At 60.2% G+C, this 22,909-nt stretch carries 21 protein-coding genes; 14 read left to right on the top strand and 7 right to left on the bottom strand.

From position 1 onward, the window contains the following. Positions 1-15: 15 nt before the first annotated feature. The 11 genes from nuoC (at position 16) to nuoN (ending at position 13,782) form a co-directional block, all read left to right on the top strand. Positions 16-1,800 carry an NADH-quinone oxidoreductase subunit C/D gene (gene nuoC / locus ACM6I7_RS03810; RefSeq protein ID WP_027614664.1) on the top strand — a complete coding sequence of 595 codons (1,785 nt, stop codon included), beginning with the start codon at positions 16-18 and terminating at the stop codon, positions 1,798-1,800. A 2-nt stretch (positions 1,801-1,802) separates the two neighbouring features. Next, complete coding sequence (gene nuoE, locus ACM6I7_RS03805; RefSeq protein ID WP_003223804.1) at positions 1,803-2,300, top strand: NADH-quinone oxidoreductase subunit NuoE; 498 nt, start codon at positions 1,803-1,805, stop codon at positions 2,298-2,300. Continuing rightward, on the top strand, positions 2,297-3,652 hold the full coding sequence (nuoF, locus tag ACM6I7_RS03800; protein WP_041073222.1) for an NADH-quinone oxidoreductase subunit NuoF: 1,356 nt from the start codon (positions 2,297-2,299) through the stop codon (positions 3,650-3,652). Before nuoE ends, nuoF begins: the two co-directional genes overlap by 4 nt. A 136-nt stretch (positions 3,653-3,788) precedes the next feature. Further along, the gene (nuoG, locus tag ACM6I7_RS03795) at positions 3,789-6,503 is read left to right on the top strand and encodes an NADH-quinone oxidoreductase subunit NuoG (protein ID WP_414887980.1); all 2,715 of its coding nucleotides are present in this window, start codon (positions 3,789-3,791) and stop codon (positions 6,501-6,503) included. Then, positions 6,500-7,507, top strand: a complete 1,008-nt coding sequence (gene nuoH / locus ACM6I7_RS03790) for an NADH-quinone oxidoreductase subunit NuoH (RefSeq protein WP_007964859.1) — start codon at positions 6,500-6,502, stop codon at positions 7,505-7,507. Before nuoG ends, nuoH begins: the two co-directional genes overlap by 4 nt. An 11-nt stretch (positions 7,508-7,518) precedes the next feature. Then, positions 7,519-8,067: an NADH-quinone oxidoreductase subunit NuoI gene (nuoI, locus tag ACM6I7_RS03785; protein WP_003223795.1), complete on the top strand. Its 549-nt coding sequence runs from the start codon at positions 7,519-7,521 to the stop codon at positions 8,065-8,067. Between the two features lie 9 nt (positions 8,068-8,076). Continuing rightward, positions 8,077-8,577, top strand: coding sequence for an NADH-quinone oxidoreductase subunit J (gene nuoJ, locus ACM6I7_RS03780; RefSeq protein ID WP_003223793.1), 501 nt, complete (start codon positions 8,077-8,079; stop codon positions 8,575-8,577). 3 nt (positions 8,578-8,580) lie between these two features. Beyond that, complete coding sequence (gene nuoK, locus ACM6I7_RS03775; protein WP_003180046.1) at positions 8,581-8,889, top strand: NADH-quinone oxidoreductase subunit NuoK; 309 nt, start codon at positions 8,581-8,583, stop codon at positions 8,887-8,889. Beyond that, positions 8,886-10,739 carry an NADH-quinone oxidoreductase subunit L gene (nuoL, locus tag ACM6I7_RS03770; RefSeq protein WP_007964862.1) on the top strand — a complete coding sequence of 618 codons (1,854 nt, stop codon included), beginning with the start codon at positions 8,886-8,888 and terminating at the stop codon, positions 10,737-10,739. The genes nuoK and nuoL overlap by 4 nt, the downstream gene beginning before the upstream one ends. Positions 10,740-10,778: 39 nt before the next feature. Continuing rightward, positions 10,779-12,311 (top strand): NADH-quinone oxidoreductase subunit M, encoded by a 1,533-nt coding sequence (nuoM, locus tag ACM6I7_RS03765; RefSeq protein ID WP_027614661.1) that lies wholly within the window; start codon positions 10,779-10,781, stop codon positions 12,309-12,311. Between the two features lie 7 nt (positions 12,312-12,318). Beyond that, positions 12,319-13,782 (top strand): NADH-quinone oxidoreductase subunit NuoN, encoded by a 1,464-nt coding sequence (gene nuoN / locus ACM6I7_RS03760; protein ID WP_414887979.1) that lies wholly within the window; start codon positions 12,319-12,321, stop codon positions 13,780-13,782. Positions 13,783-13,897: 115 nt separating this feature from the next. Here the strand turns inward: nuoN and ACM6I7_RS03755 are convergent, their stop codons facing one another. Further along, complete coding sequence (locus ACM6I7_RS03755; protein WP_096795643.1) at positions 13,898-14,362, bottom strand: GNAT family N-acetyltransferase; 465 nt, start codon at positions 14,360-14,362, stop codon at positions 13,898-13,900. 370 nt (positions 14,363-14,732) lie between these two features. Here ACM6I7_RS03755 and ACM6I7_RS03750 point away from each other — a divergent pair, with 370 nt between their 5' ends. The 3 genes from ACM6I7_RS03750 to ACM6I7_RS03740 all read left to right on the top strand — a co-directional run bounded on the left by ACM6I7_RS03750 (position 14,733) and on the right by ACM6I7_RS03740 (position 16,886). Further along, positions 14,733-15,083 carry a toxin gene (locus tag ACM6I7_RS03750; protein WP_027614658.1) on the top strand — a complete coding sequence of 117 codons (351 nt, stop codon included), beginning with the start codon at positions 14,733-14,735 and terminating at the stop codon, positions 15,081-15,083. Further along, positions 15,073-15,387: a helix-turn-helix domain-containing protein gene (locus tag ACM6I7_RS03745; protein ID WP_007964870.1), complete on the top strand. Its 315-nt coding sequence runs from the start codon at positions 15,073-15,075 to the stop codon at positions 15,385-15,387. The genes ACM6I7_RS03750 and ACM6I7_RS03745 overlap by 11 nt, the downstream gene beginning before the upstream one ends. Before the next feature lie 173 nt (positions 15,388-15,560). Continuing rightward, a complete protein-coding gene (locus ACM6I7_RS03740; RefSeq protein WP_096795644.1) occupies positions 15,561-16,886 on the top strand; it encodes an OprD family porin in 1,326 nt (441 codons plus the stop codon). A 159-nt stretch (positions 16,887-17,045) separates the two neighbouring features. On the opposite strand, the gene ACM6I7_RS03735 is transcribed toward ACM6I7_RS03740, so the two are convergent. From ACM6I7_RS03735 to ACM6I7_RS03710, 6 genes are all read right to left on the bottom strand, one after another. Next, positions 17,046-17,567 (bottom strand): hypothetical protein, encoded by a 522-nt coding sequence (locus ACM6I7_RS03735; RefSeq protein ID WP_052510612.1) that lies wholly within the window; start codon positions 17,565-17,567, stop codon positions 17,046-17,048. After that, entirely contained in the window at positions 17,525-17,815 is a 291-nt protein-coding gene (locus tag ACM6I7_RS03730; protein WP_041073246.1) for a DUF1778 domain-containing protein, read from the bottom strand. The genes ACM6I7_RS03735 and ACM6I7_RS03730 overlap by 43 nt, the downstream gene beginning before the upstream one ends. A 289-nt stretch (positions 17,816-18,104) precedes the next feature. Further along, positions 18,105-18,485 carry a DUF6124 family protein gene (locus ACM6I7_RS03725; RefSeq protein ID WP_095138906.1) on the bottom strand — a complete coding sequence of 127 codons (381 nt, stop codon included), beginning with the start codon at positions 18,483-18,485 and terminating at the stop codon, positions 18,105-18,107. Between the two features lie 457 nt (positions 18,486-18,942). Further along, positions 18,943-19,275 (bottom strand): DUF2790 domain-containing protein, encoded by a 333-nt coding sequence (locus ACM6I7_RS03720; RefSeq protein WP_414887978.1) that lies wholly within the window; start codon positions 19,273-19,275, stop codon positions 18,943-18,945. 66 nt (positions 19,276-19,341) lie between these two features. Further along, on the bottom strand, positions 19,342-19,542 hold the full coding sequence (locus ACM6I7_RS03715; protein ID WP_414887977.1) for a co-regulatory protein PtrA N-terminal domain-containing protein: 201 nt from the start codon (positions 19,540-19,542) through the stop codon (positions 19,342-19,344). 212 nt (positions 19,543-19,754) lie between these two features. Then, positions 19,755-22,904 (bottom strand): CusA/CzcA family heavy metal efflux RND transporter, encoded by a 3,150-nt coding sequence (locus ACM6I7_RS03710; RefSeq protein ID WP_414887976.1) that lies wholly within the window; start codon positions 22,902-22,904, stop codon positions 19,755-19,757. Positions 22,905-22,909: the final 5 nt, after the last annotated feature.

Here is a 22,909-nt window from a genome sequence, read left to right as displayed (position 1 = left end):
AGCGAAAAAATAACCATGACTACAGGCAGCGCTCTGTACATCCCGCCTTATAAGGCAGACGACCAGGATGTGGTCGTCGAATTGAACAACCGTTTTGGCGCCGAAGCGTTCACCGCTCAGTCGACGCGCACCGGCATGCCGGTGCTGTGGGTGGCGCGCGCCAGACTCGTCGAAGTCCTGACCTTCCTGCGTAACCTGCCCAAGCCGTACGTCATGCTGTATGACCTGCACGGCGTGGACGAGCGTCTGCGCACCAAGCGTCAAGGGCTGCCATCGGGCGCCGACTTCACCGTGTTCTATCACCTCATGTCGCTTGAGCGTAATAGTGACGTGATGATCAAAGTCGCCTTGTCCGAAAGCGACCTGAGCTTGCCGACCGTCACCAGCATCTGGCCGAACGCCAACTGGTACGAGCGTGAAGTCTGGGACATGTACGGCATCGACTTCAAAGGCCACCCGCACCTGTCGCGCATCATGATGCCGCCGACCTGGGAAGGTCACCCGCTGCGCAAGGACTTCCCGGCGCGCGCCACCGAATTCGATCCGTTCAGCCTCAACCTCGCCAAGCAGCAGCTTGAGGAAGAAGCCGCGCGCTTCCGTCCTGAAGACTGGGGCATGAAGCGTTCCGGGGCCAACGAGGACTACATGTTCCTCAACCTCGGTCCGAACCACCCTTCGGCGCACGGTGCGTTCCGCATCATTCTGCAACTCGATGGCGAAGAGATCGTCGACTGCGTACCAGACATCGGTTACCACCACCGTGGTGCCGAGAAGATGGCCGAGCGTCAGTCCTGGCACAGTTTCATCCCGTACACCGACCGTATCGACTACCTCGGCGGCGTGATGAACAACCTGCCGTACGTGCTCTCGGTCGAAAAGCTGGCCGGTATCAAGGTGCCAGAGAAGGTCGACGTCATCCGCATCATGATGGCCGAGTTCTTCCGGATCACCAGTCACCTGCTGTTCCTGGGTACCTACATCCAGGACGTCGGCGCCATGACCCCGGTGTTCTTCACCTTCACCGACCGCCAGAAGGCGTACACGGTGATCGAAGCCATCACCGGTTTCCGCCTGCACCCGGCCTGGTACCGCATCGGTGGCGTCGCCCACGACCTGCCGCGCGGCTGGGACAAACTGGTGAAAGACTTCGTTGAATGGCTGCCGAAGCGCCTCGACGAATACACCAAGGCTGCCCTGCAGAACAGCATCCTCAAAGGCCGGACCATCGGCGTCGCGCAGTACAACACCAAAGAAGCCCTGGAATGGGGTGTCACCGGTGCCGGCCTGCGTTCGACCGGTTGCGACTTCGACCTGCGCAAAGCGCGTCCATACTCCGGCTACGAGAACTTCGAATTCGAAGTACCGCTGGCCGCCAATGGCGATGCCTACGATCGCTGCATGGTCCGCGTCGAGGAGATGCGCCAGAGCATCAAGATCATCGACCAGTGCATGCGCAACATGCCGGAAGGCCCGTACAAGGCGGATCACCCGCTGACCACGCCGCCGCCGAAAGAGCGCACGCTGCAGCACATCGAAACCCTGATTACGCACTTCCTGCAAGTTTCGTGGGGCCCGGTCATGCCGGCCAACGAATCCTTCCAGATGATCGAAGCGACCAAGGGCATCAACAGTTATTACCTGACGAGCGACGGCGGCACCATGAGCTACCGTACCCGGATCCGTACTCCGAGCTTCCCGCACCTGCAACAGATCCCTTCGGTGATCAAAGGCAGCATGGTCGCGGACTTGATTGCGTACCTGGGTAGTATCGACTTCGTTATGGCCGACGTGGACCGCTAAGCATGAACAGCACGCTTATCCAGACAGACCGTTTCACCTTGAGTGAAACCGAGCGCTCGGCCATCGAGCACGAGCTGCATCACTACGAAGACCCGCGCGCGGCGTCGATCGAAGCCCTGAAGATCGTTCAGAAAGAACGCGGCTGGGTGCCGGATGGCGCCCTGTACGCGATCGGCGAGATCCTCGGCATCCCGGCCAGCGACGTTGAAGGCGTGGCGACGTTCTACAGCCAGATCTTCCGTCAGCCGGTCGGCCGTCACATCATTCGCGTCTGCGACAGCATGGTCTGCTACATCGGCGGCCACGAGTCGGTGGTCAGCGAAATCCAGAACAATCTGGGCATCGGCCTGGGTCAGACCACCGCCGACGGTCGTTTCACCCTGCTGCCTGTCTGCTGCCTCGGCAACTGCGACAAGGCACCGGCACTGATGATCGACGACGACACCTTTGGCGACGTGCAGCCTGCCGGCGTGGCCAAACTGCTCGAGGGCTACGTATGACCCTGACATCTTTCGGTCCCGCCAACCGCATCAAGCGTTCGGCCGAGACTCACCCGCTGACCTGGCGTCTGCGTGACGACGGCGAAGCCGTGTGGCTCGACGAATACCAGGCCAAGAACGGTTACGCCGCTGCGCGCAAGGCCTTCGCCGACATGGCTCAGGACGACATCGTCCAGACCGTGAAAGACGCCGGTCTGAAAGGTCGCGGCGGTGCAGGCTTCCCCACTGGCGTGAAGTGGGGCCTGATGCCCAAGGACGAATCCATCAACATCCGCTACCTGCTGTGCAACGCGGACGAGATGGAGCCGAACACCTGGAAAGACCGCATGCTGATGGAGCAACTGCCCCATCTGCTGATCGAAGGCATGTTGATCAGTGCCCGCGCACTGAAAACCTACCGTGGCTACATCTTCCTGCGTGGCGAGTACACCACCGCCGCCAAGCACCTCAACCGTGCCGTGGAAGAAGCCAAGGCTGCAGGCCTGCTGGGTAAAAACATTCTGGGCAGCGGTTTCGATTTCGAACTGTTCGTCCACACCGGCGCCGGGCGTTACATCTGCGGTGAAGAAACCGCACTGATCAACTCCCTCGAAGGCCGCCGCGCCAACCCGCGCTCCAAGCCGCCCTTCCCTGCCGCCGTCGGCGTGTGGGGCAAGCCGACCTGCGTGAACAACGTGGAAACCCTGTGCAACGTGCCGGCGATCATTGCCGACGGCGTTGACTGGTACAAATCGTTGGCCCGCGAAGGCAGCGAAGACATGGGCACCAAACTCATGGGCTTCTCCGGCAAGGTCAAGAATCCGGGTCTGTGGGAGCTGCCATTCGGCGTCACCGGGCGCGAACTGTTCGAAGACTACGCTGGCGGCATGCGCGACGGTTACAAGCTCAAGGCCTGGCAGCCAGGTGGTGCCGGTACCGGTTTCCTCCTGCCAGAACACCTCGACGCGCAAATGTATGCCGGCGGCATCGCCAAAGTGGGCACCCGGATGGGTACCGGCCTGGCCATGGCGGTGGACGACAGCGTCAACATGGTTTCCTTGCTGCGCAATATGGAGCAGTTCTTCGCTCGCGAATCCTGCGGCTTCTGCACCCCGTGCCGTGATGGCCTGCCATGGAGCGTCAAGCTCTTGATGGCCATCGAAGAAGGCCGCGGTCAGCCAGGCGACATCGAGACCCTGCTGGGTCTGGTCGGCTTCCTCGGCCCAGGCAAGACCTTCTGTGCTCACGCACCGGGTGCCGTGGAGCCGTTGGGGAGTGCCATCAAATATTTCCGTCCAGAGTTCGAAGCCGGTATCGCGCCTGCAAGCGCCGCCGTCCCGCCTCTGGCAAGGCCGATCGTAATCGGCGCGTAAACGCTTAAAAAGGCGAAGGGTCCGTGCCCTTCGCCTTTCGTCCGATGACGCCTTTCGGGGCTGACTGGATTCGGACGGATAACAAGATTCCATTAGCCACGCCCGCTGACACCGGGCCAACGAAGACCTTTGAACCATGGCCACTATCCACGTAGACGGCAAAGCGCTCGAAGTCGACGGGGCAGACAACCTGTTACAGGCATGTCTGTCGCTGGGCCTCGACATCCCTTATTTCTGCTGGCACCCCGCGCTTGGTAGCGTCGGGGCCTGCCGCCAGTGCGCGGTCAAGCAGTACACCGACGAGAACGACACCCGTGGTCGCATCGTCATGTCCTGCATGACCCCTGCCACCGACAACACCTGGATCTCCATCGACGATGAAGAATCCAAGGCGTTCCGCGCCAGTGTTGTCGAATGGCTGATGACCAACCACCCGCACGACTGCCCTGTGTGCGAAGAAGGCGGTCACTGCCACCTGCAAGACATGACGGTGATGACCGGCCACAACGAGCGCCGTTATCGCTTCACCAAACGCACCCACCAGAACCAGCAACTGGGCCCGTTCATTTCCCACGAAATGAACCGCTGCATCGCCTGCTATCGCTGCGTGCGTTTCTACAAGGACTACGCCGGCGGCACCGACCTCGGTGTGTTCGGCGCCCACGACAACGTGTACTTCGGTCGCGTTGAAGACGGCACCCTCGAAAGCGAGTTCTCCGGCAACCTCACCGAGGTCTGCCCGACCGGTGTGTTCACCGACAAGACTCACTCCGAGCGCTACAACCGTAAATGGGACATGCAGTTCTCGCCGAGCATCTGCCATGGCTGCTCCAGCGGCTGCAACATCTCCCCGGGCGAGCGTTACGGCGAACTGCGTCGCATCGAAAACCGTTTCAACGGTTCGGTGAACCAGTACTTCCTGTGCGACCGCGGGCGTTTCGGTTATGGCTACGTCAACCGCACCGACCGTCCACGTCAGCCACTGCTGGCCGACGGCACCAAGCTGGGCCTGGATCAGGCGCTGGACAAGGCAGCCGATCTGCTGCGCGGGCGCAATATCGTCGGTATCGGTTCGCCACGCGCCAGCCTCGAAAGCAACTACGCGCTGCGTGAACTGGTCGGCGCCGAGCACTTCTATTCCGGTATCGAAGCCTCCGAACTGGAGCGCATCCGTCTGGTCCTGAAAGTGCTCAAAGACAGCCCGTTGCCCGTGCCGAACATGCGCGACATCGAAGACCACGACGCCGTGTTCGTCCTCGGTGAAGACCTGACCCAGACCGCCGCCCGTATGGCGCTGTCCCTGCGTCAGTCGGTCAAGGGCAAAGCTGAAGACATGGCCGAAGCCATGCGCGTTCAGCCGTGGCTCGACGCCGCGGTGAAGAACATCGGTCAGCACGAACTGAACCCGCTGTTCATCGCCAGCCTGGCGGAAACCAAGCTCGACGACATCGCCGAAGAATGCGTTCACGCCGCTCCGGATGATCTGGCGCGCATCGGTTTCGCCGTGGCTCACGCGCTGGATGCCAGCGCACCGGCCGTTGAAGGTCTGGACGCCGAAGCACTGGAACTGGCTCAGCGTATCGCTGACGCCCTGCTCGCGGCCAAACGTCCGCTGATCATCGCCGGTACTTCGCTGGGCTCCAAAGCCTTGATCGAAGCCGCTGCGAACATCGCCAAAGCCCTGAAGCTGCGCGAGAAGAACGGTTCGATCAGCCTGATCGTGCCGGAAGCCAACAGCCTTGGCCTGGCCATGCTCGGTGGCGAATCGGTCGACGCGGCGCTGCAAGCCGTGATCGATGGCAAAGCCGACGCCATCGTCGTGCTGGAAAACGATCTGTACACCCGCACCTCGAAAGCCAAGGTCGATGCCGCACTGAACGCTGCGAAAGTAGTGATCGTTGCCGACCACCAGAAAACCGCCACCACCGACCGCGCGCAACTGGTGCTGCCAGCGGCGAGCTTCGCTGAAGGCGACGGTACGCTGGTCAGCCAGGAAGGCCGCGCCCAGCGCTTCTTCCAGGTTTTCGATCCGCAGTACATGGATGCGAGCATCCTGGTTCACGAAGGCTGGCGCTGGCTGCACGCCCTGCGCTCGACCCTGCTGAACCAGCCGATCGACTGGACGCAACTCGACCACGTCACCGCTGCCGTGGCATCGAGCACCGAGCAACTGGCGCGTATCGTCGATGCCGCGCCGTCTGCCGCGTTCCGCATCAAGGGTCTGAAACTGGCGCGTGAGCCGCTGCGTTATTCCGGTCGCACCGCGATGCGCGCCGACATCAGCGTTCACGAACCGCGCACCCCGCAAGACAAAGACACCGCGTTCGCCTTCTCCATGGAAGGTTACTCGGGCTCGGCCGAACCGCGTCAGCAAGTGCCGTTCGCCTGGTCGCCGGGCTGGAACTCGCCGCAAGCCTGGAACAAGTTCCAGGACGAAGTCGGTGGTCACCTGCGTGCTGGCGACCCGGGCACCCGCCTGATCGAAAGCTCCGGTGATTCGCTGAACTGGTTCGCTGCTGCTCCGCGCGCATTCAACCCGGCGCCGGGCACCTGGCAGGCCGTGCCGTTCTACCACCTGTTCGGCAGCGACGAAAACTCGTCGAAAGCCGCACCGGTACAGGAACGCATCCCGGCTCCGTACGTGGCGCTGGCCAAATCCGAAGCGGATCGCCTGGGCGTCAACGACGGTGCTCTGCTGAGCCTGAATGTGGCCGGCCAGACCCTGCGTCTGCCGCTGCGCATCAATGAAGAACTGGGCGCTGGTCTGGTGGCCTTGCCTGCGGGCATCGCCGGCATTCCACCGGCATTCGCCGGCCTGTCCGTCGACGGTCTGCAGGAGGCAGCGCAATGACCTGGTTCACCCCTGAAGTGATCGATGTGATCCTGACGGTCATCAAAGCCATCGTGATTCTGCTGGCCGTTGTGGTCGCGGGCGCGTTGCTCAGCTTTGTCGAACGTCGCCTGCTGGGCTGGTGGCAGGACCGTTACGGTCCGAACCGCGTTGGCCCGTTCGGCATGTTCCAGATCGCCGCCGACATGCTGAAGATGTTCTTCAAGGAAGACTGGACCCCGCCGTTTGCCGACAAGGTGATCTTCACCCTGGCACCGGTGGTGGCCATGTCCGCCCTGCTGATCGCGTTCGCGATCATCCCGATCACCCCGACCTGGGGCGTCGCGGATCTGAACATCGGCCTGCTGTTCTTCTTCGCCATGGCTGGTCTGTCGGTCTACGCGGTGCTGTTCGCCGGCTGGTCGAGCAACAACAAGTTCGCCCTGCTCGGCAGCTTGCGTGCCTCGGCGCAGACCGTGTCCTACGAAGTGTTCATGGGCCTGGCCCTGATGGGCATCGTGGTGCAGGTCGGCTCGTTCAACATGCGCGACATCGTCGAGTACCAGGCGCAGAACCTGTGGTTCATCATTCCGCAGTTCTTCGGCTTCTGTACCTTCTTCATCGCAGGCGTCGCCGTGACTCACCGTCACCCGTTCGACCAGCCGGAAGCGGAACAGGAACTGGCCGACGGTTACCACATTGAATACGCCGGTATGAAATGGGGCATGTTCTTCGTCGGTGAATACATCGGCATCATCCTGATCTCGGCGCTGCTGGTCACCCTGTTCTTCGGTGGCTGGCACGGTCCGTTCGGCATCCTGCCGCAACTGTCCTTCGTCTGGTTCGCACTGAAGACCGCGTTCTTCATCATGCTGTTCATCCTGCTGCGCGCTTCCATCCCGCGTCCGCGTTATGACCAGGTGATGGATTTCAGCTGGAAATTCTGCCTGCCACTGACCCTGATCAATTTGCTGATAACCGCTGCGGTTGTGTTGTGGAACACACCTGCGGTTGCGGTTCAGTGAGGATTTGACCCATGTTCAAATATATTGGCGACATCGTTAAGGGTACCGGTACCCAGTTGCGCAGCCTGGTCATGGTCTTCGGCCATGGCTTCCGCAAGCGCGACACCCTGCAATACCCGGAAGAGCCGGTCTACCTGCCACCACGCTACCGTGGTCGCATCGTCCTGACCCGTGACCCCGATGGCGAAGAGCGTTGCGTAGCCTGCAACCTGTGCGCCGTGGCTTGCCCGGTAGGTTGCATCTCGCTGCAGAAAGCTGAAACCGAAGACGGTCGCTGGTACCCGGACTTCTTCCGTATCAACTTCTCGCGCTGCATTTTCTGCGGTCTCTGCGAGGAAGCCTGTCCGACCACCGCAATCCAGCTGACTCCGGATTTCGAGATGGCCGAGTTCAAACGTCAGGACCTGGTGTACGAGAAAGAAGATCTTTTGATCTCCGGCCCCGGCAAAAACCCTGATTACAACTTCTATCGTGTTGCAGGTATGGCAATCGCTGGCAAGCCGAAAGGCTCTGCACAGAACGAAGCCGAACCGATCAACGTGAAGAGCTTGCTGCCTTAAGGAAGAACGATGGAATTCGCTTTCTATTTCGCATCGGGTATCGCGGTGGTGTCCACGCTACGTGTGGTCACCAACACCAACCCTGTGCACGCCCTGCTCTACCTGATCATCTCGTTGATCGCCGTGGCCATGACCTTCTTCGCCCTCGGCGCACCGTTCGCCGGCGTGCTGGAAGTGATCGCCTACGCCGGCGCCATCATGGTGCTGTTCGTGTTCGTGGTGATGATGCTGAACCTGGGTCCCGCCTCGGTTCAGCAGGAACGCACCTGGCTCAAGCCCGGCATCTGGGCGGGGCCGGTGATTCTCGCCGCCCTGCTGCTGGCCGAACTGCTGTATGTGCTGTTCGCTCACCAGAGCGGTCAGGCCATCGGCCACACCACCGTCGATGCAAAAGCCGTGGGCGTCAGCCTGTTCGGTCCGTATCTGCTGGTGGTCGAACTCGCCTCGATGCTGCTGCTCGCTGCAGCCGTCACGGCGTTCCATTTGGGCCGTAACGAGGCGAAGGAGTAAGACATGCCTGCTATCCCTCTCGAACATGGATTGGCCGTTGCCGGCATCCTGTTCTGCCTTGGTCTGGTCGGCCTGATGGTCCGCCGCAACATTTTGTTCGTGTTGATGAGTCTGGAAGTGATGATGAACGCCTCTGCCCTGGCCTTCATCGTTGCGGGCGCCCGCTGGGCGCAACCGGATGGACAGATCATGTTCATCCTGGTGATCAGCCTGGCAGCCGCCGAGGCCAGTATTGGCCTGGCGATCCTGCTGCAACTGTATCGCCGCTTCCACACGCTCGATATCGACGCTGCCAGTGAGATGCGCGGATGAACCTAATCTTTCTGACTTTTGTATTCCCTCTGATCGGTTTCCTGCTGCTGTCGTTCTCCCGTGGACGCTGGTCGGAAAACCTCTCGGCGCTGATCGGCGTGGGTTCCATCGGCCTGTCGGCGATTGTCGCCGCCTACGTCATCTGGCAATTCAACGTCGCGCCGCCCGAAGGCGGTCACTACACCCTGGTGCTGTGGAAGTGGATGGCGGTCGAAGGCTTCAAGCCTGACTTCGCCCTCTACATCGATGGCCTGTCGATCACCATGCTCGGCGTGGTGGTGGGCGTAGGCTTCTTGATCCACCTGTTCGCGTCCTGGTACATGCGCGGCGAAGCGGGTTACTCGCGCTTCTTCTCGTACACCAACCTGTTTATCGCCAGCATGCTGTTCCTGGTACTCGGCGATAACCTGTTATTCCTGTACTTCGGCTGGGAAGGCGTGGGCCTGTGCTCGTACCTGTTGATCGGTTTCTACTACAGCAACCGCAACAACGGTAACGCCGCACTCAAGGCCTTCATCGTGACCCGGATCGGCGACGTGTTCATGGCCATCGGCCTGTTCATCCTGTTCCAGCAAGTGGGCACGCTGAACATCCAGGAACTGCTGGTGCTGGCACCGCAGAAATTCCAGGTCGGCGACTTCTGGATCACCCTGGCGACCCTGATGCTGCTGGGTGGTGCGGTCGGTAAATCGGCGCAACTGCCACTGCAAACCTGGCTCGCGGACGCGATGGCGGGCCCGACCCCGGTGTCGGCACTGATCCACGCTGCAACCATGGTAACTGCCGGTGTCTACCTGATCGCCCGTACCCACGGTCTGTTCACCCTGGCGCCGGAAATCCTCCACCTGGTCGGCATCGTTGGCGGTGTGACGCTGGTTCTCGCAGGTTTCGCCGCACTGGTACAAACCGACATCAAACGTATCCTCGCCTACTCGACCATGAGCCAGATCGGCTACATGTTCCTGGCGCTGGGCGTGGGTGCCTGGGATGGCGCGATTTTCCACCTGATGACCCACGCCTTCTTCAAGGCCCTGCTGTTCCTTGCTTCCGGTGCGGTGATCGTTGCCTGCCACCACGAGCAGAACATCTTCAAGATGGGCGGTCTGTGGAAAAAACTGCCACTGGCCTACGCCAGCTTCATCGTCGGTGGTGCTGCACTGGCCGCCCTGCCACTGGTCACCGCAGGCTTCTACTCCAAGGACGAAATCCTTTGGGAAGCGTTCGCCAGCGGCAACCACGGTCTGCTTTACGCAGGTCTGGTCGGCGCGTTCATGACTTCGCTGTACACCTTCCGCCTGATCTTCATCACGTTCCACGGTGAAGCCAAGACTGAAGCCCACGCCGGTCACGGCATCTCGCACTGGCTGCCACTGTCGGTGCTGATCGTGCTGTCGACTTTCGTCGGCGCCATGATCGTCCCACCGCTGCACGGCGTACTGCCGGAAAGCGTTGGCCATGCCGGTGGCGAAGCCAAGCACAGTCTGGAAATCGCCTCGGGCGCCATCGCCCTGGCCGGTATCCTGCTGGCGGCCCTGCTGTTCCTCGGCAAGCGTCGCTTCGTGACGGCGATCGCCAACAGCGGCATCGGGCGTTTCCTTTCGGCCTGGTGGTTCGCTGCCTGGGGCTTCGACTGGATCTACGACAAACTGTTCGTCAAGCCGTACCTTGCGATCAGCCATGTACTGCGCAGAGACCCGCTCGACCAGACCATCGGTCTGATCCCGCGTATGGCCAAAGGCGGTCACACCGCCCTGAGCCGCACCGAGACCGGTCAACTGCGTTGGTATGCCGCCTCGATGGCTGCTGGTGCCGTGCTGGTAATCGGCGCCATCGTGCTGGTAGCGGTCTGATATGAACCTTGCGAATTTGCGAAAGGAAACGAGCCCGTCATGATTCTGCCTTGGCTAATCCTGATCCCCTTCATCGGCGGCCTGCTGTGCTGGATGGGTGAGCGCTTCGGCGCTACCCTCCCCCGCTGGATTGCGCTGTTGACCATGACCCTGGAACTCGCCCTCGGCCTCTGGCTGTGGGCCCACGGTGACTATTCATTTGCTCCGGCGCCTGGCGCCGATCCGACCTGGGCGCTCGAGTTCAAGCACGTCTGGATCCAGCGCTTCGGCATCAACGTGCACCTGGCCCTCGACGGCCTGTCGCTGTTGATGATCCTGCTGACCGGTCTGCTGGGTATTCTCTCGGTACTCTGCTCGTGGAAAGAGATTCAACGTCACGTTGGCTTCTTCCACCTGAACCTGATGTGGATCCTGGGCGGCGTTGTCGGCGTGTTCCTCGCCCTCGACCTGTTCATGTTCTTCTTCTTCTGGGAAATGATGCTGGTGCCGATGTACTTCCTCATCGCGCTCTGGGGTCATAGCTCTTCGGACGGCAAGAAAACCCGGATCTACGCAGCGACCAAGTTCTTCATCTTCACTCAGGCTTCCGGCCTGATCATGCTGGTGGCGATCCTCGGTCTGGTGCTGGTCAACTTCAACAACACTGGCGTGATTACCTTCAACTACGCCGACCTGTTGAAGACCAAGATGTCGATGACCACCGAGTACATTCTGATGCTCGGCTTCTTCATCGCCTTCGCGGTCAAGCTGCCAGTCGTACCGTTCCACTCGTGGTTGCCTGACGCGCACGCCCAGGCGCCGACTGCCGGTTCCGTCGACCTCGCCGGTATCCTGCTGAAAACCGCGGCCTACGGTCTGCTGCGTTTCGCCCTGCCGCTGTTCCCGAATGCTTCGGCCGAGTTCGCGCCGATCGCCATGACCCTCGGTCTGATCGGGATCTTCTACGGTGCGTTCCTCGCGTTCGCGCAAACCGACATCAAGCGTCTGATCGCCTTCTCGTCCGTTTCCCACATGGGCTTCGTGTTGATCGGCATCTACTCCGGCAGCCAACTGGCGCTGCAGGGCGCCGTGATCCAGATGCTGGCGCATGGTCTGTCGGCCGCGGCACTGTTTATCCTCAGCGGTCAGCTGTATGAGCGTCTGCACACCCGTGACATGCGTGAGATGGGCGGTCTGTGGTCGCGTATCGCCTACCTGCCGGCGATCAGCCTGTTCTTCGCCGCCGCTTCGCTGGGTCTGCCGGGTACCGGTAACTTCGTCGGCGAGTTCCTGATCCTGATCGGTACGTTCGCCAGTGCGCCATGGATCACCGCGATTGCCACCTCCGGCCTGGTGTTCGGTTCGGTCTACTCGCTGATCATGATCCACCGTGCCTACTTCGGTCCGTCGAAATCGGATTCGATCCTGCACGGCATGGACGGTCGCGAACTGACCATGGTGCTGGGCCTTGCGGCGCTGCTGATTTACCTCGGCGTCTACCCGCAACCGTTCCTCGACACTTCCGCCGCCACGATGCATGGCGTGCAGCAGTGGCTCGGCACCGCCTTCACTCAACTCGCTTCGGCCCGGTAAGAGCGCTATGGAATTCACGATTCAACACTTTATTGCGCTAGCGCCACTGTTGATCACCAGCCTCACCATTATCGTGGTGATGCTGGCAATCGCCTGGCGCCGCAACCACTCGCAGACCTTCCTGATCTCGGTCGCCGGTCTGAACCTGGCCCTGCTGTCGATCCTGCCAGCCCTGAAAGTCGCGCCTCTGGCCGTGACCCCGTTGCTGCAAGTCGACACCTTCGCCTGCCTGTACATGGCGCTGATCCTGGTCGCCACCCTCGCCTGTGTAACCCTCGCCCACGCCTACCTCGGCGATGGCGGTTCGGGTTACCCGGGCAACCGTGAAGAACTGTACCTGCTGATCCTGATGGCCGCCGCCGGTGGTCTGGTTCTGGTCAGCGCGCAGCACCTGGCCGGTTTGTTCATCGGTCTGGAACTGCTGTCGGTGCCGGTCTACGGTCTGGTGGCTTACGCCTTCTTCAACAAGCGTTCGCTGGAAGCCGGCATCAAGTACATGGTGCTGTCGGCCGCCGGTTCCGCGTTCCTGTTGTTCGGTATGGCCCTGCTCTACGCTGACGCCGGCACCCTGAGCTTCGTCGGTATCGGTCAGGCGCTGGCCACCACCAACCTGCCGAGCTCGCTGGCGCAGCTGGGTCTGGGCATGATGCTGATCGGTCTGGCGTTCAAGCTGTCGCTGGTACCGTTCCACCTGTGGACGCCGGACGTGTATGAAGGTGCTCCGGCACCGGTCGCCGCGTTCCTCGCCACGGCGTCGAAGGTTGCCGTGTTCGCGGTGATGGTGCGTCTGTTCCAGATCTCCCCTGCCGCGAGCAGTGGCGTGCTGAGCGACGTACTGAGCGTGATCGCCGTCGCCTCGATCCTGTTCGGTAACCTGCTGGCCCTGACCCAGAGCAACCTCAAGCGTCTGCTCGGTTACTCGTCCATCGCGCATTTCGGCTACCTGCTGATCGCCCTGGTGGCGAGCAAGGGTCTGGCGGTGGAAGCCATCGGCGTGTATCTGGTGACTTATGTGATCACCAGCCTCGGCGCGTTCGGCGTGATCACCCTGATGTCCTCGCCGTACAACGGCCGTGACGCCGACGCGCTGTACGAGTACCGCGGCCTGTTCTGGCGCCGTCCGTACCTGACCGCGGTACTGACCGTGATGATGCTGTCGCTGGCCGGTATCCCGCTGACTGCCGGCTTCATCGGCAAGTTCTACATCATCGCCACCGGTGTCCAGTCGCATCAATGGTGGCTGGTCGGTTCGCTGGTACTGGGCAGCGCCATCGGCGTGTTCTACTACCTGCGTGTGATGGTCACCCTGTACCTGATCGAACCGAACCTGCGCCGCCACGACGCCCAGCTGCACTGGGAACAGAAGGCAGGCGGCGTAATGCTGCTGGCCATCGCCGTGGTCGCGTTCTTCCTCGGTGTGTACCCGCAGCCATTGCTGACTCTGGTTCAGCAGGCGGGTCTGGCGGGCTGATATTCGGCTGGCTGGAAACGGAAACGGCACCTTCGGGTGCCGTTTTTGTTTTACGGATTCTATGTAGCAACAAATAACCTGTGGCGAGGGAGCTTGCTCCCTCGCCACAATGGCATCACAGTTTCTTCACCATCGGTACACACGCCAGTTGCAGACCCGAAGGTGATTGATAAACCGCGCTCTCCTCCCCGACGTAACCGCAGCGCCGGTAAAAATCGGCAGCGTTCAACGTTGCGTCCAGACACACCTCGGTCAGCCCGAGATCCCGCGCCAAATCTTCGAGAAAGTACAGAACACGCTTGCCCAGCCCACGCTGCATGAAATCCGGGCGAATGAAGATCGCGCCGATTTCACGGTAATCCAGATCGAGCATGCCGGTCGCTACGGCTTCACCCTCGATGCAGCCCAGATAGAAATGTCTCTCCATCAGCGTGTCGTAGCCGTCTTCGGCCGCTCCTTTGGTCCAATCGAGCATTTGCTGCTCGCTATAGGCACCGATGCACTGATGCCGAATCGCTAGTCGCCGGATATCGAAGGCAATCTGGGCATCGTCCGGGGTAGCTCTTCTGATGTCGAACATTTCTCTCTCCATGAGGTATGTGCGGACGGGGCATGAAAAAGCCCCGTCCATTGCTGGCGGGGCTTTGGGTAACACGTCAAATGACAAACACGTATGACCTCATGGCCCGCCGGAAGCGGTCATGGAGAAGCACATCATGTTCATTCGAAGTTGGACAGTCATGGGGCGATAGTGCTGCGGATTGTTCCGACACGTCAATTGCTAAGCCTCCTCTCTACTCAATCGAACGTTCTCACCACACTCGTCGATTCGTCCTACAGGTGTTTTTACGACCGGCGTCTACCGTTGAAAAAGGGACGAAAAGCAAGGCCAGGAGGCCTTGACCGATTCGATTATCGAGACAACACTATACGTAGGTAACGTACAGAACATGGATGCTCTATTTATCGAATTGCCTGTGTTTCAGAAGCACCGAGACGACTATCTGGATGACGATCTGTTTCGCAGCTTTCAACTGGAGTTGCTGAAAAATCCGGAGGCGGGCGATCTCATCGAGGACACAGGCGGGCTTCGTAAAATTCGCTTCAGCGACCAACGAAGAGGGAAAGGCAAGCGCAGCGGATTACGAGTGATTTATTACTGGTGGTCAGGCTTCGATCAGTTCTGGCTCTTTACCGTCTTCAACAAAAACGAGCAGGACGATTTGACGCCTGCCCAGAAAAAGCTTTTCAGAAAAACACTGGATAGAGAACTCAACGCGAGAAGCCACTATGAAACGTGACATTTTTTCCGAACTGATGGATGGACTGGAAGCACTGGCCGATGAACGCCAAGGCAAAATCACCTTGCGTACCCACAAGGTTCAGCTGCCAAAACTGATGCCGATCACTGCTGAGGAAGTGGTAGCCATCCGTCAGCAACTTAATCTCTCCCGGTCAGTATTCGCGATGTATCTACGCACCAATACGCGAACGCTCGAGAACTGGGAGCAAGGACGAGCTACGCCCAATGCTCAGGCCACAACCCTGATCCGTCTGGTCGAGCGTTTTCCACAGACAATCGAACAACTCGCAGCCCTGACCTGACACGGGGTTTTGATTCCAGCCACATGACGAAATTGTAATTCCCCCATCACCTTGGCGTTATCCGCAGCTTGCAACGATGTGACCCGGCGACCAATGCCGGCGGGCCCTGCCCCGCCGAACAATAAAACCACGCCGACGCACGTTCCCGTTCTGCCGAACCCAAGGAGTGTTTGATGGTTAACAATACAAAAATGTCGATGGCCGCTTTAGCGGTGGTGGTCGGCTCCGGGCCGTCCATGGTGTTTGCAGAAGACAAGCCCGAAGGCTTTGTCGAAGGCAGCAGCCTGACGGTGCTCAACCGCAACTTCTACTTCAATCGTGATCATCGCAACGGCCAGTCCAGCCCCACCGGCAACGGTTATTCCGAAGCCTGGGCGCATGCGGTCATCAGCAAGTTCGAATCCGGTTTCACCCAAGGCACCGTCGGGGTCGGTGTCGATGCATTTGCCATGCTCGGCTTGAAACTCGACACCGGTGACGGCCGCAACGGCGGGCGCAGTTCGTTCGATGTGCTGCCGGTCAACCGTGACGGCCAGGCGCGGGATGAATACACCAAAGTCGGTGGCGCCGCCAAAGTGCGGGCCTTCGATACCGTGGTCAAGGTCGGTGATGTGTTCCCGGCCAACCCGGTGGTGGCCGCAGGTGATTCGCGCCTGCTGCCGGAAAGCTTTCGCGGTGTGACGGCGACCAACACCAGTATCGACGGTCTGTCGATTCAGGGCGGTCGTTTGCATGCGATGAGCCAACCGGTGTCCAGCGACATGCGCGAAAATTTCGCCACGTTCTACGCAGGCCCGGTCAACTCGCCGTGGATCGCTTATGGCGGTGGTGATTATGTGCTGAACAAGAACCTTAGTCTCAGCCTGTACTCCAGTCGCCTCAAGGATGCCTGGAACCAGTATTACGCCGGCACCGCATGGACCTATCCGCTGTCGGATGACCTGTCGCTGTTCGGCGGCCTGAACTATTACAAGGCGGTCGACGAAGGCAAGCAACTGCTCGGCCAATTCGACAACAACATCTGGAGCGGCCGCGTCGGCGTGAAGCTCGGCGCGCACTCCGTCGCCCTCTCCCACCAGCGCAACAACGGCAACGACGACTTCGATTACTTGCGCCAGTCGGACTCGATTTTCCTCGACAACTCGATCCAGTACAGCGACTTCAACTCGCCGAAAGAACGTTCGTGGATGGTGCGTTATGACCTCGACATGAGCACTTACGGCGTACCCGGTCTGTCGTTCATGACCCGTTACGCACGTGGCACCGACGCCGACTATTCCAACGCCAACGCCGTGTACATGCGCCGCGATGCCGAAGGCAATCCGCTTACCGACCAGAAGCGCTGGGAGCGCGACATCGAAGTCAAATACGTGGTGCAGAGCGGTTCGATGAAAGACCTGTCACTGCGTTTGCGCCAGGCCACCACCCGTGCCACGGCGTTCGAGTCGGACCTGGATGAAGTGCGGGTGATCGTCGAATACCCGCTGGCGATTCTCTGAGTTTCCCCGAGCAATACCATTCACCTTTAGAAGCTCCTTGCTCCTTTGGTCAGAGGTGAATTTTTTGGCGCCCTTCGGGGCGCCTTTTTTGCTCTGCGGTCGCGACATAATCAACCCGCTATCGAGACAACCTGGCGGATAGCTGATTAATCCAAGCTTTTAGCGTAAAGGCAGCATCAGTGTTATAGGGGAAATGTCGGGGCACGGAATGAATCCCGCGTACTTGATATAAAAGCTCGACAGCCGATCATTCAAGGGATGAACAATTATCGCGCTGGATCCGATCGACTGAGACGCGTTGAGAGCTCTTTCAATCGCATCTTGCAGTAAATCGATGGCGAAGCCCTGGCCCTGAGCTTCCCGTGTTACGCCCATACGTCCCAATAGAGTTACCGGATGGACACTGGGCGAGTTGCGTTGACGGCTTTTCGGCATGACGCTGGCGCGGGCGACTGATCCGCTGGATAGCGTGTAGTAGGCCATCACATTCGACGTACCTTTGAGGCAACTGACGTACACAACAGCCTGCTTGGTGGATTGGGCTTTTCGCGCCTTCCTCTGCAGGTATTGGTCAATGGTCACCTCACCAGAATCGAAGGCATCAAGTTCGTGTTGGTCGTTGAGCTTCTCGGGCGCGGTCAACTCCAACGTTTTGGACGAGCGAGCAGTTGGTGCAGGCATTCGTTACCTCGAGCCGGATTGGCTTCAATAGCCTGTTCGAATGCGTCAAATGCGCTGTCGTCGAGAAGGAACAGTCGTTTATCCAGAATCACCTCTTCAGCTTTTTGGCAGGCAGCTTCCAGGATAAAACTTGTGCGATCACGACCAGACATGGCGGCTGCCAAATCGATCAGATTACGTTTCTTTTCGTCCGCTCTCATGTTGATTGGAACGGGTTTGGATTTTTCAACGCTTTCAGTTGTGGACATTGTTCTGTTTCCCATCTGGGTAGGTGATGTTGGAGCTGGAGCCTCCTTATGGCGTTAGCACATCAGCTTTTGTTTATTTTTCATTTTCTGACTCCTTGAGTGGCCCGGAGAGGTTTAGGCCATGCTCTTAACGTGAGATCTAACGTTTGAGGTGCGAAGCCATGAGAGCGACTTCGGAGTCGATTCTATACCGACCGTGTAGCTAATGCATATACGCGTATAGCTTTCAGATACACGGTCATTTTATTCAGGTCTGGCGAGAAAAGGATCCTCGTCAAAGGACCTTCGCCTACGTCGCGACTTCCACGTTATCCAGCGCTTTGTTCACCGCCAGTTCACCGAGCATGACCACCTGCGCGATGCCGAGCAGCGTCTTGCGATGCGTGCCCTCCAGCAACGCGGCGAAGTCGCCGAGCATCACCGTGGCCGAGGCCAGGGATTCGCAGGCGTTGGCCAGCAGGGATTCGGTGTCGGCGTTGGGATTGACCAGAAACAGCGCGTTGGCGGTGTAAGGCGTGGCCATGATGGGCGCTGCGGGCTTGAGGTAGTAGTCGAGGGCGCGCTCGGCGGCTTCGTGGAGTTTGTGGGTGTCGATGGCGGCGTAGGGGGATGTTGGATCGGGGTCTGCAGCAGCGTTCGCTTCGGGCGGATTGGGTGTTGGCTTTTTCATGGTGTATCTCCAGTCTTGCGGTGGAGCTGGCCCATTCGGTTCCACGCGATGGGTGGCAGCTGTACGCAGGTTGGAACCCGGGGACCAGAGAAAACCCGGCAGACTCGAAGTCTCCCGCGCACAGCCGCCATAACAGAGTGCACACCATGAAGGTGCGCAAGCATACGTCATGAAAGCCTCTTTTGCGCTTCTTGGGTCCCGGGGTTCCAATCCCGATCGCTGATTTGGCAGCGACCCACACAGGCTAGAGAGCGGACGTCCGAGGGACAACCTGAAAACATTGTGGGAAGGTTCAGCTTTTCCGACACAACCTTTAAACATTCCGAATCTAAATACAGATCGTGATACTGAAAATGTGCCCCGTGTAGGAGCTGCCGAAGGCTGCGATCTTTTGACTTTGAAGACCAAGATCAACAGATCGCAGCCTTCGGCAGCTCCTACAGGGATTAGGTGTTGGTTAGCCCCCACTGTTGCGGCACACGCCTGCCACGCTGTACTTGAGCGTATTGAGTTGCCCTTGCGAGTCCTCGTAGGTCATCGCCGTCGGCACCACCGAGCAAGCCGGCTGCGGCTTCACCACGCTGACGATTTTCACCACGTCGAGCTTCATGCCGTATTCGTATTCCTTGACCACCGGCGCCGCTTTGCCGCGCTCGGCGGCGTATTGCTCCATGGCTTTGGCGTTGGCGCTGAAAGCACGTTCGAAAGTGCGATCGCCGCCGCCTTCAGCCAGTGCATTTACCGACATCGCCATGACGCCGGCGAAGGTCATCCATTTGATCAACTGCATGTTTACTCCTCCGTAAAAAAGCCCGGCATCGGCACACGACAACGGGCTTGTTGCAGTGCGCCGGGCTTACAGGTCTTTGGTGCTGGCGTCTTTCTTCTCGTTGACGACGACCGGGTCGCGGGTCTGTTCCTTGGCCACGAACAGCTCCACGGCGCGATCATTGGCGGTCATCATCCGGTCGAACGTGCGGTCACCACCGCCTTCGGCCATGGCCAGGGACGACAACATCAGGGCGGCTGCGAAGGTGCTGAGTTGGGCGAATTTCATGGTTGATTCCTCGTTTAAGTAACTGACGGGATCAAGGTAACAAGGCGCACCTTTCGTGACGGTGGCGGGGGAATTACATATCCGTTATCTGCCGGATCAGTGCACGGAACCCATGTGGGAGCGGGCTTGCTCGCGAAAGCGGTGTGTCATCCAACATTGATGTCGACTGACACGGCCTCTTCGCGAGCAAGCCCGCTCCCACAAGGGATCACCTATTCAGACGGTACGGTGTCCTCATCCCGGCGATGGGCGATCTGGTACAGCGCGGGCAAGATCAGCAACGTGAGAATCGTCGAGGACAGAATCCCGCCGATCACCACCGTCGCCAGTGGCCGCTGCACCTCGGCGCCGGTGCCGGTCGCCAGCGCCATCGGAATAAACCCCAGCGACGCCACCAACGCCGTCATCAACACCGGCCGCAAGCGCGTCAGCGCGCCGACGTTGATTGCCTCCGCCAGCGACCTTCCTTCCTCGCGCAAATTGCGAATAAACGCGATCATCACCAGCCCGTTGAGCACCGCTACCCCGGACAGCGCGATAAACCCCACGCCTGCGGAAATCGACAACGGAATATCCCGCAGCCACAGCGCCATCACCCCGCCGGTCAGGGCAAACGGAATCCCGGTAAACACCAGCAAGCCGTCCTTCAAATTGTTGAACATCATGAACAGCAAGCCGAACACCAGCAGCAACGCCACCGGCACCACAATCTGCAAGCGCTTGGCCGCCGATTGCAGTTGCTCGAACTGCCCGCCCCAACTGGTCCAGTAACCGGCCGGCACCTGCACCTCGCGCTCGATCAGCGCACCGGCCTCGCTGACGAACGAGCCGATATCCCGCCCGCGCACGTTGGCGCTGACGATCACCAGACGCTTGCCGTTTTCGCGGCTGACCTGGTTCGGCCCGAGCACCAGATCGAGGCTGGCGACGTCCTTCAGCGCGATAAACCCGATCTGGTTCGCCGCACCGCTCAGCGCGGGCACCGGAATCAGCAATGCCGACAAGCCGTCGATGTCCTTGCGCATCGCGTCGGACAACCGCACCACCATGTCGAAGCGCCGATCGCCCTCGTACAAGATGCCGGCCTGACGCCCGCCCACTGCCACAGCGATGGTGTCCTGCACATCACCGACGTTGAGCCCGTAACGCGCCGCCTTGTCGCGATCGATGTTGATGGTCAGCACCGGCAGCCCGGTGGTCTGCTCGACCTTCACTTCAGAGGCGCCATTGACCTTCTGCATCGCCGCCGCGATCTTCGCTGCCGTGGCGTTGAGCACGTCCATGTCATCGCCGAACACCTTCACCGCGACATCGCTGCGCACACCGGAGATCAGTTCGTTGAAGCGCAACTGGATCGGCTGCGACAGTTCATAGTTGCTGCCCGGTAACGTCGCGGCGGCTTGTTGCAACTCGGCCATGAGGGTTTCGCGGGACTTGTTCGGGTCTGGCCATTGATCCTTCGGTTTGAGCATCACGTAGCTGTCAGAGATGTTCGGCGGCATCGGGTCGGAAGCGATTTCCGCCGTACCGGTGCGGGCGAACACCCGTTCAACCTCCGGCACTTTGGCCAGGATCAGCGTCTCCAAACGCTGCTGCATGTCCACCGATTGCGTCAGGCTGGTGCCCGGCACGCGCAGCGCTTGCAGGGCAAAATCCCCCTCACTGAGACTCGGCACAAACTCGCTGCCCATGCGGCTGGTGAGCACGCCGCTGAGCACGATAACCGCCAACGCCGCGCCCACGGCCACCGTGCGATGGGCCATGACCCAGGCCAGCGCTGGCGCATAAATACGACGGGCGCCGCGCATCACCGCACCCTCCTCTTCCTTGACCTTGCCGGTGACGAACAGCGCAATCGCCGCCGGCACAAAGGTCACCGACAGCAGCATCGCACCGAGCAACGCGATGACCACGGTGAACGCCATCGGGTGGAACATTTTCCCTTCGACGCCGCTCAGGGCGAAGATCGGCAGGTACACCACCATGATGATCAACTGGCCGAAAATCAGCGGTCGGCGCGCCTCTTTCGCCGCCGCGAACACTTCCTTGAAACGCTCGGCACGAGTCAGCAAGCGGCCGTGATGCTGCTGTGCGTGAGCCAACCGGCGCAGGGTGTTTTCGACGATCACCACCGCACCGTCGACGATGATCCCGAAGTCCAGCGCGCCGAGGCTCATCAGGTTGGCGCTGACCTTGTTACTGAACATGCCGGTGAAGGTGAACAGCATCGACAGCGGAATCACCATCGCCGTGATCAGCGCGGCGCGGATGTTGCCGAGGAACAGGAACAGAATCGCGATCACCAGAATCGCGCCTTCGATCAGGTTCTTTTTCACCGTGGCGATGGCTTTGTCGACCAGGTGCGTGCGGTCGTACACCGGCACGGCGATCACGCCTGGCGGCAGGGATTTATTGATCTGTTCGAGCTTGCTGGCCACCGCTTGCGAGACGGTGCGGCTGTTCTCGCCGATCAGCATGAACACGGTGCCGAGCACCACTTCACGACCATTTTCGGTGGCCGCACCGCTGCGCAACTCACGGCCGATTTCCACCGTGGCGACGTTCTTCACCCGGATCGGCGTGCCATCGACATTGGCCATGACGATGTTGGCGATATCCTCGGTGCTCGCCACTTGCCCCGGCGCGCGGATCAGCAACTGCTCGCCGCTACGCTCGATGTACCCGGCGCCGACGTTGGCGTTGTTGCGCTCCAGCGCGGTGATCAGATCGGTGAGGGTGAGCTTGTACGCGGCGAGGCGTTTCGGGTCCGGCGCGATCTGATATTCCTTGGCGAAACCACCAATGGTGTTGATCTCGGCGACGCCCGGCACGTTGCGCAACTGCGGCTTGATGATCCAGTCCTGAATCACCCGCAGATCGGTCGGCGTGTAGGCGCTGCCGTCGTCCTTCAGCGCGCCCTCCTGGGCTTCCACCGTCCATAAAAAGATCTCACCGAGACCTGTGGAAATCGGCCCCATCACCGCTTCCGCGCCTTCGGGCAATTGCTCCTTGGCGATCTGCAAGCGCTCGTTGACCAGTTGGCGAGCGAAGAACAGGTCGGTGCCGTCCTTGAAGATCACCGTCACTTGCGACAGGCCCGAGCGCGACAGCGACCGGGTCTGCTCCAGCGCCGGCAAACCGGCCATCGCGGTTTCAATCGGGAAGGTGATGCGCTGCTCGGTTTCCAGCGGCGAGAACCCGGCGGCACCGGTGTTGATCTGCACCTGGACGTTGGTGATGTCGGGCACGGCGTCGATCGGCAGTTTCTGATAACTGGCGATGCCGAGGCCGGCCATGAGCAGAACGGCGAGCAGCACGATGATGCGCTGCTCGATGGCAAACTGGATCAGGCGTTCGAACATGGTGA

The organism is Pseudomonas sp. IT-93MI4 (assembly GCF_949767635.1).
GTDB classification, from domain to species: Bacteria; Pseudomonadota; Gammaproteobacteria; order Pseudomonadales; family Pseudomonadaceae; genus Aquipseudomonas; species Aquipseudomonas putida_A.
The sequence above is the reverse complement of the archived record's forward strand: the minus strand, read 5'-3'. Positions and strand labels throughout refer to the sequence as shown.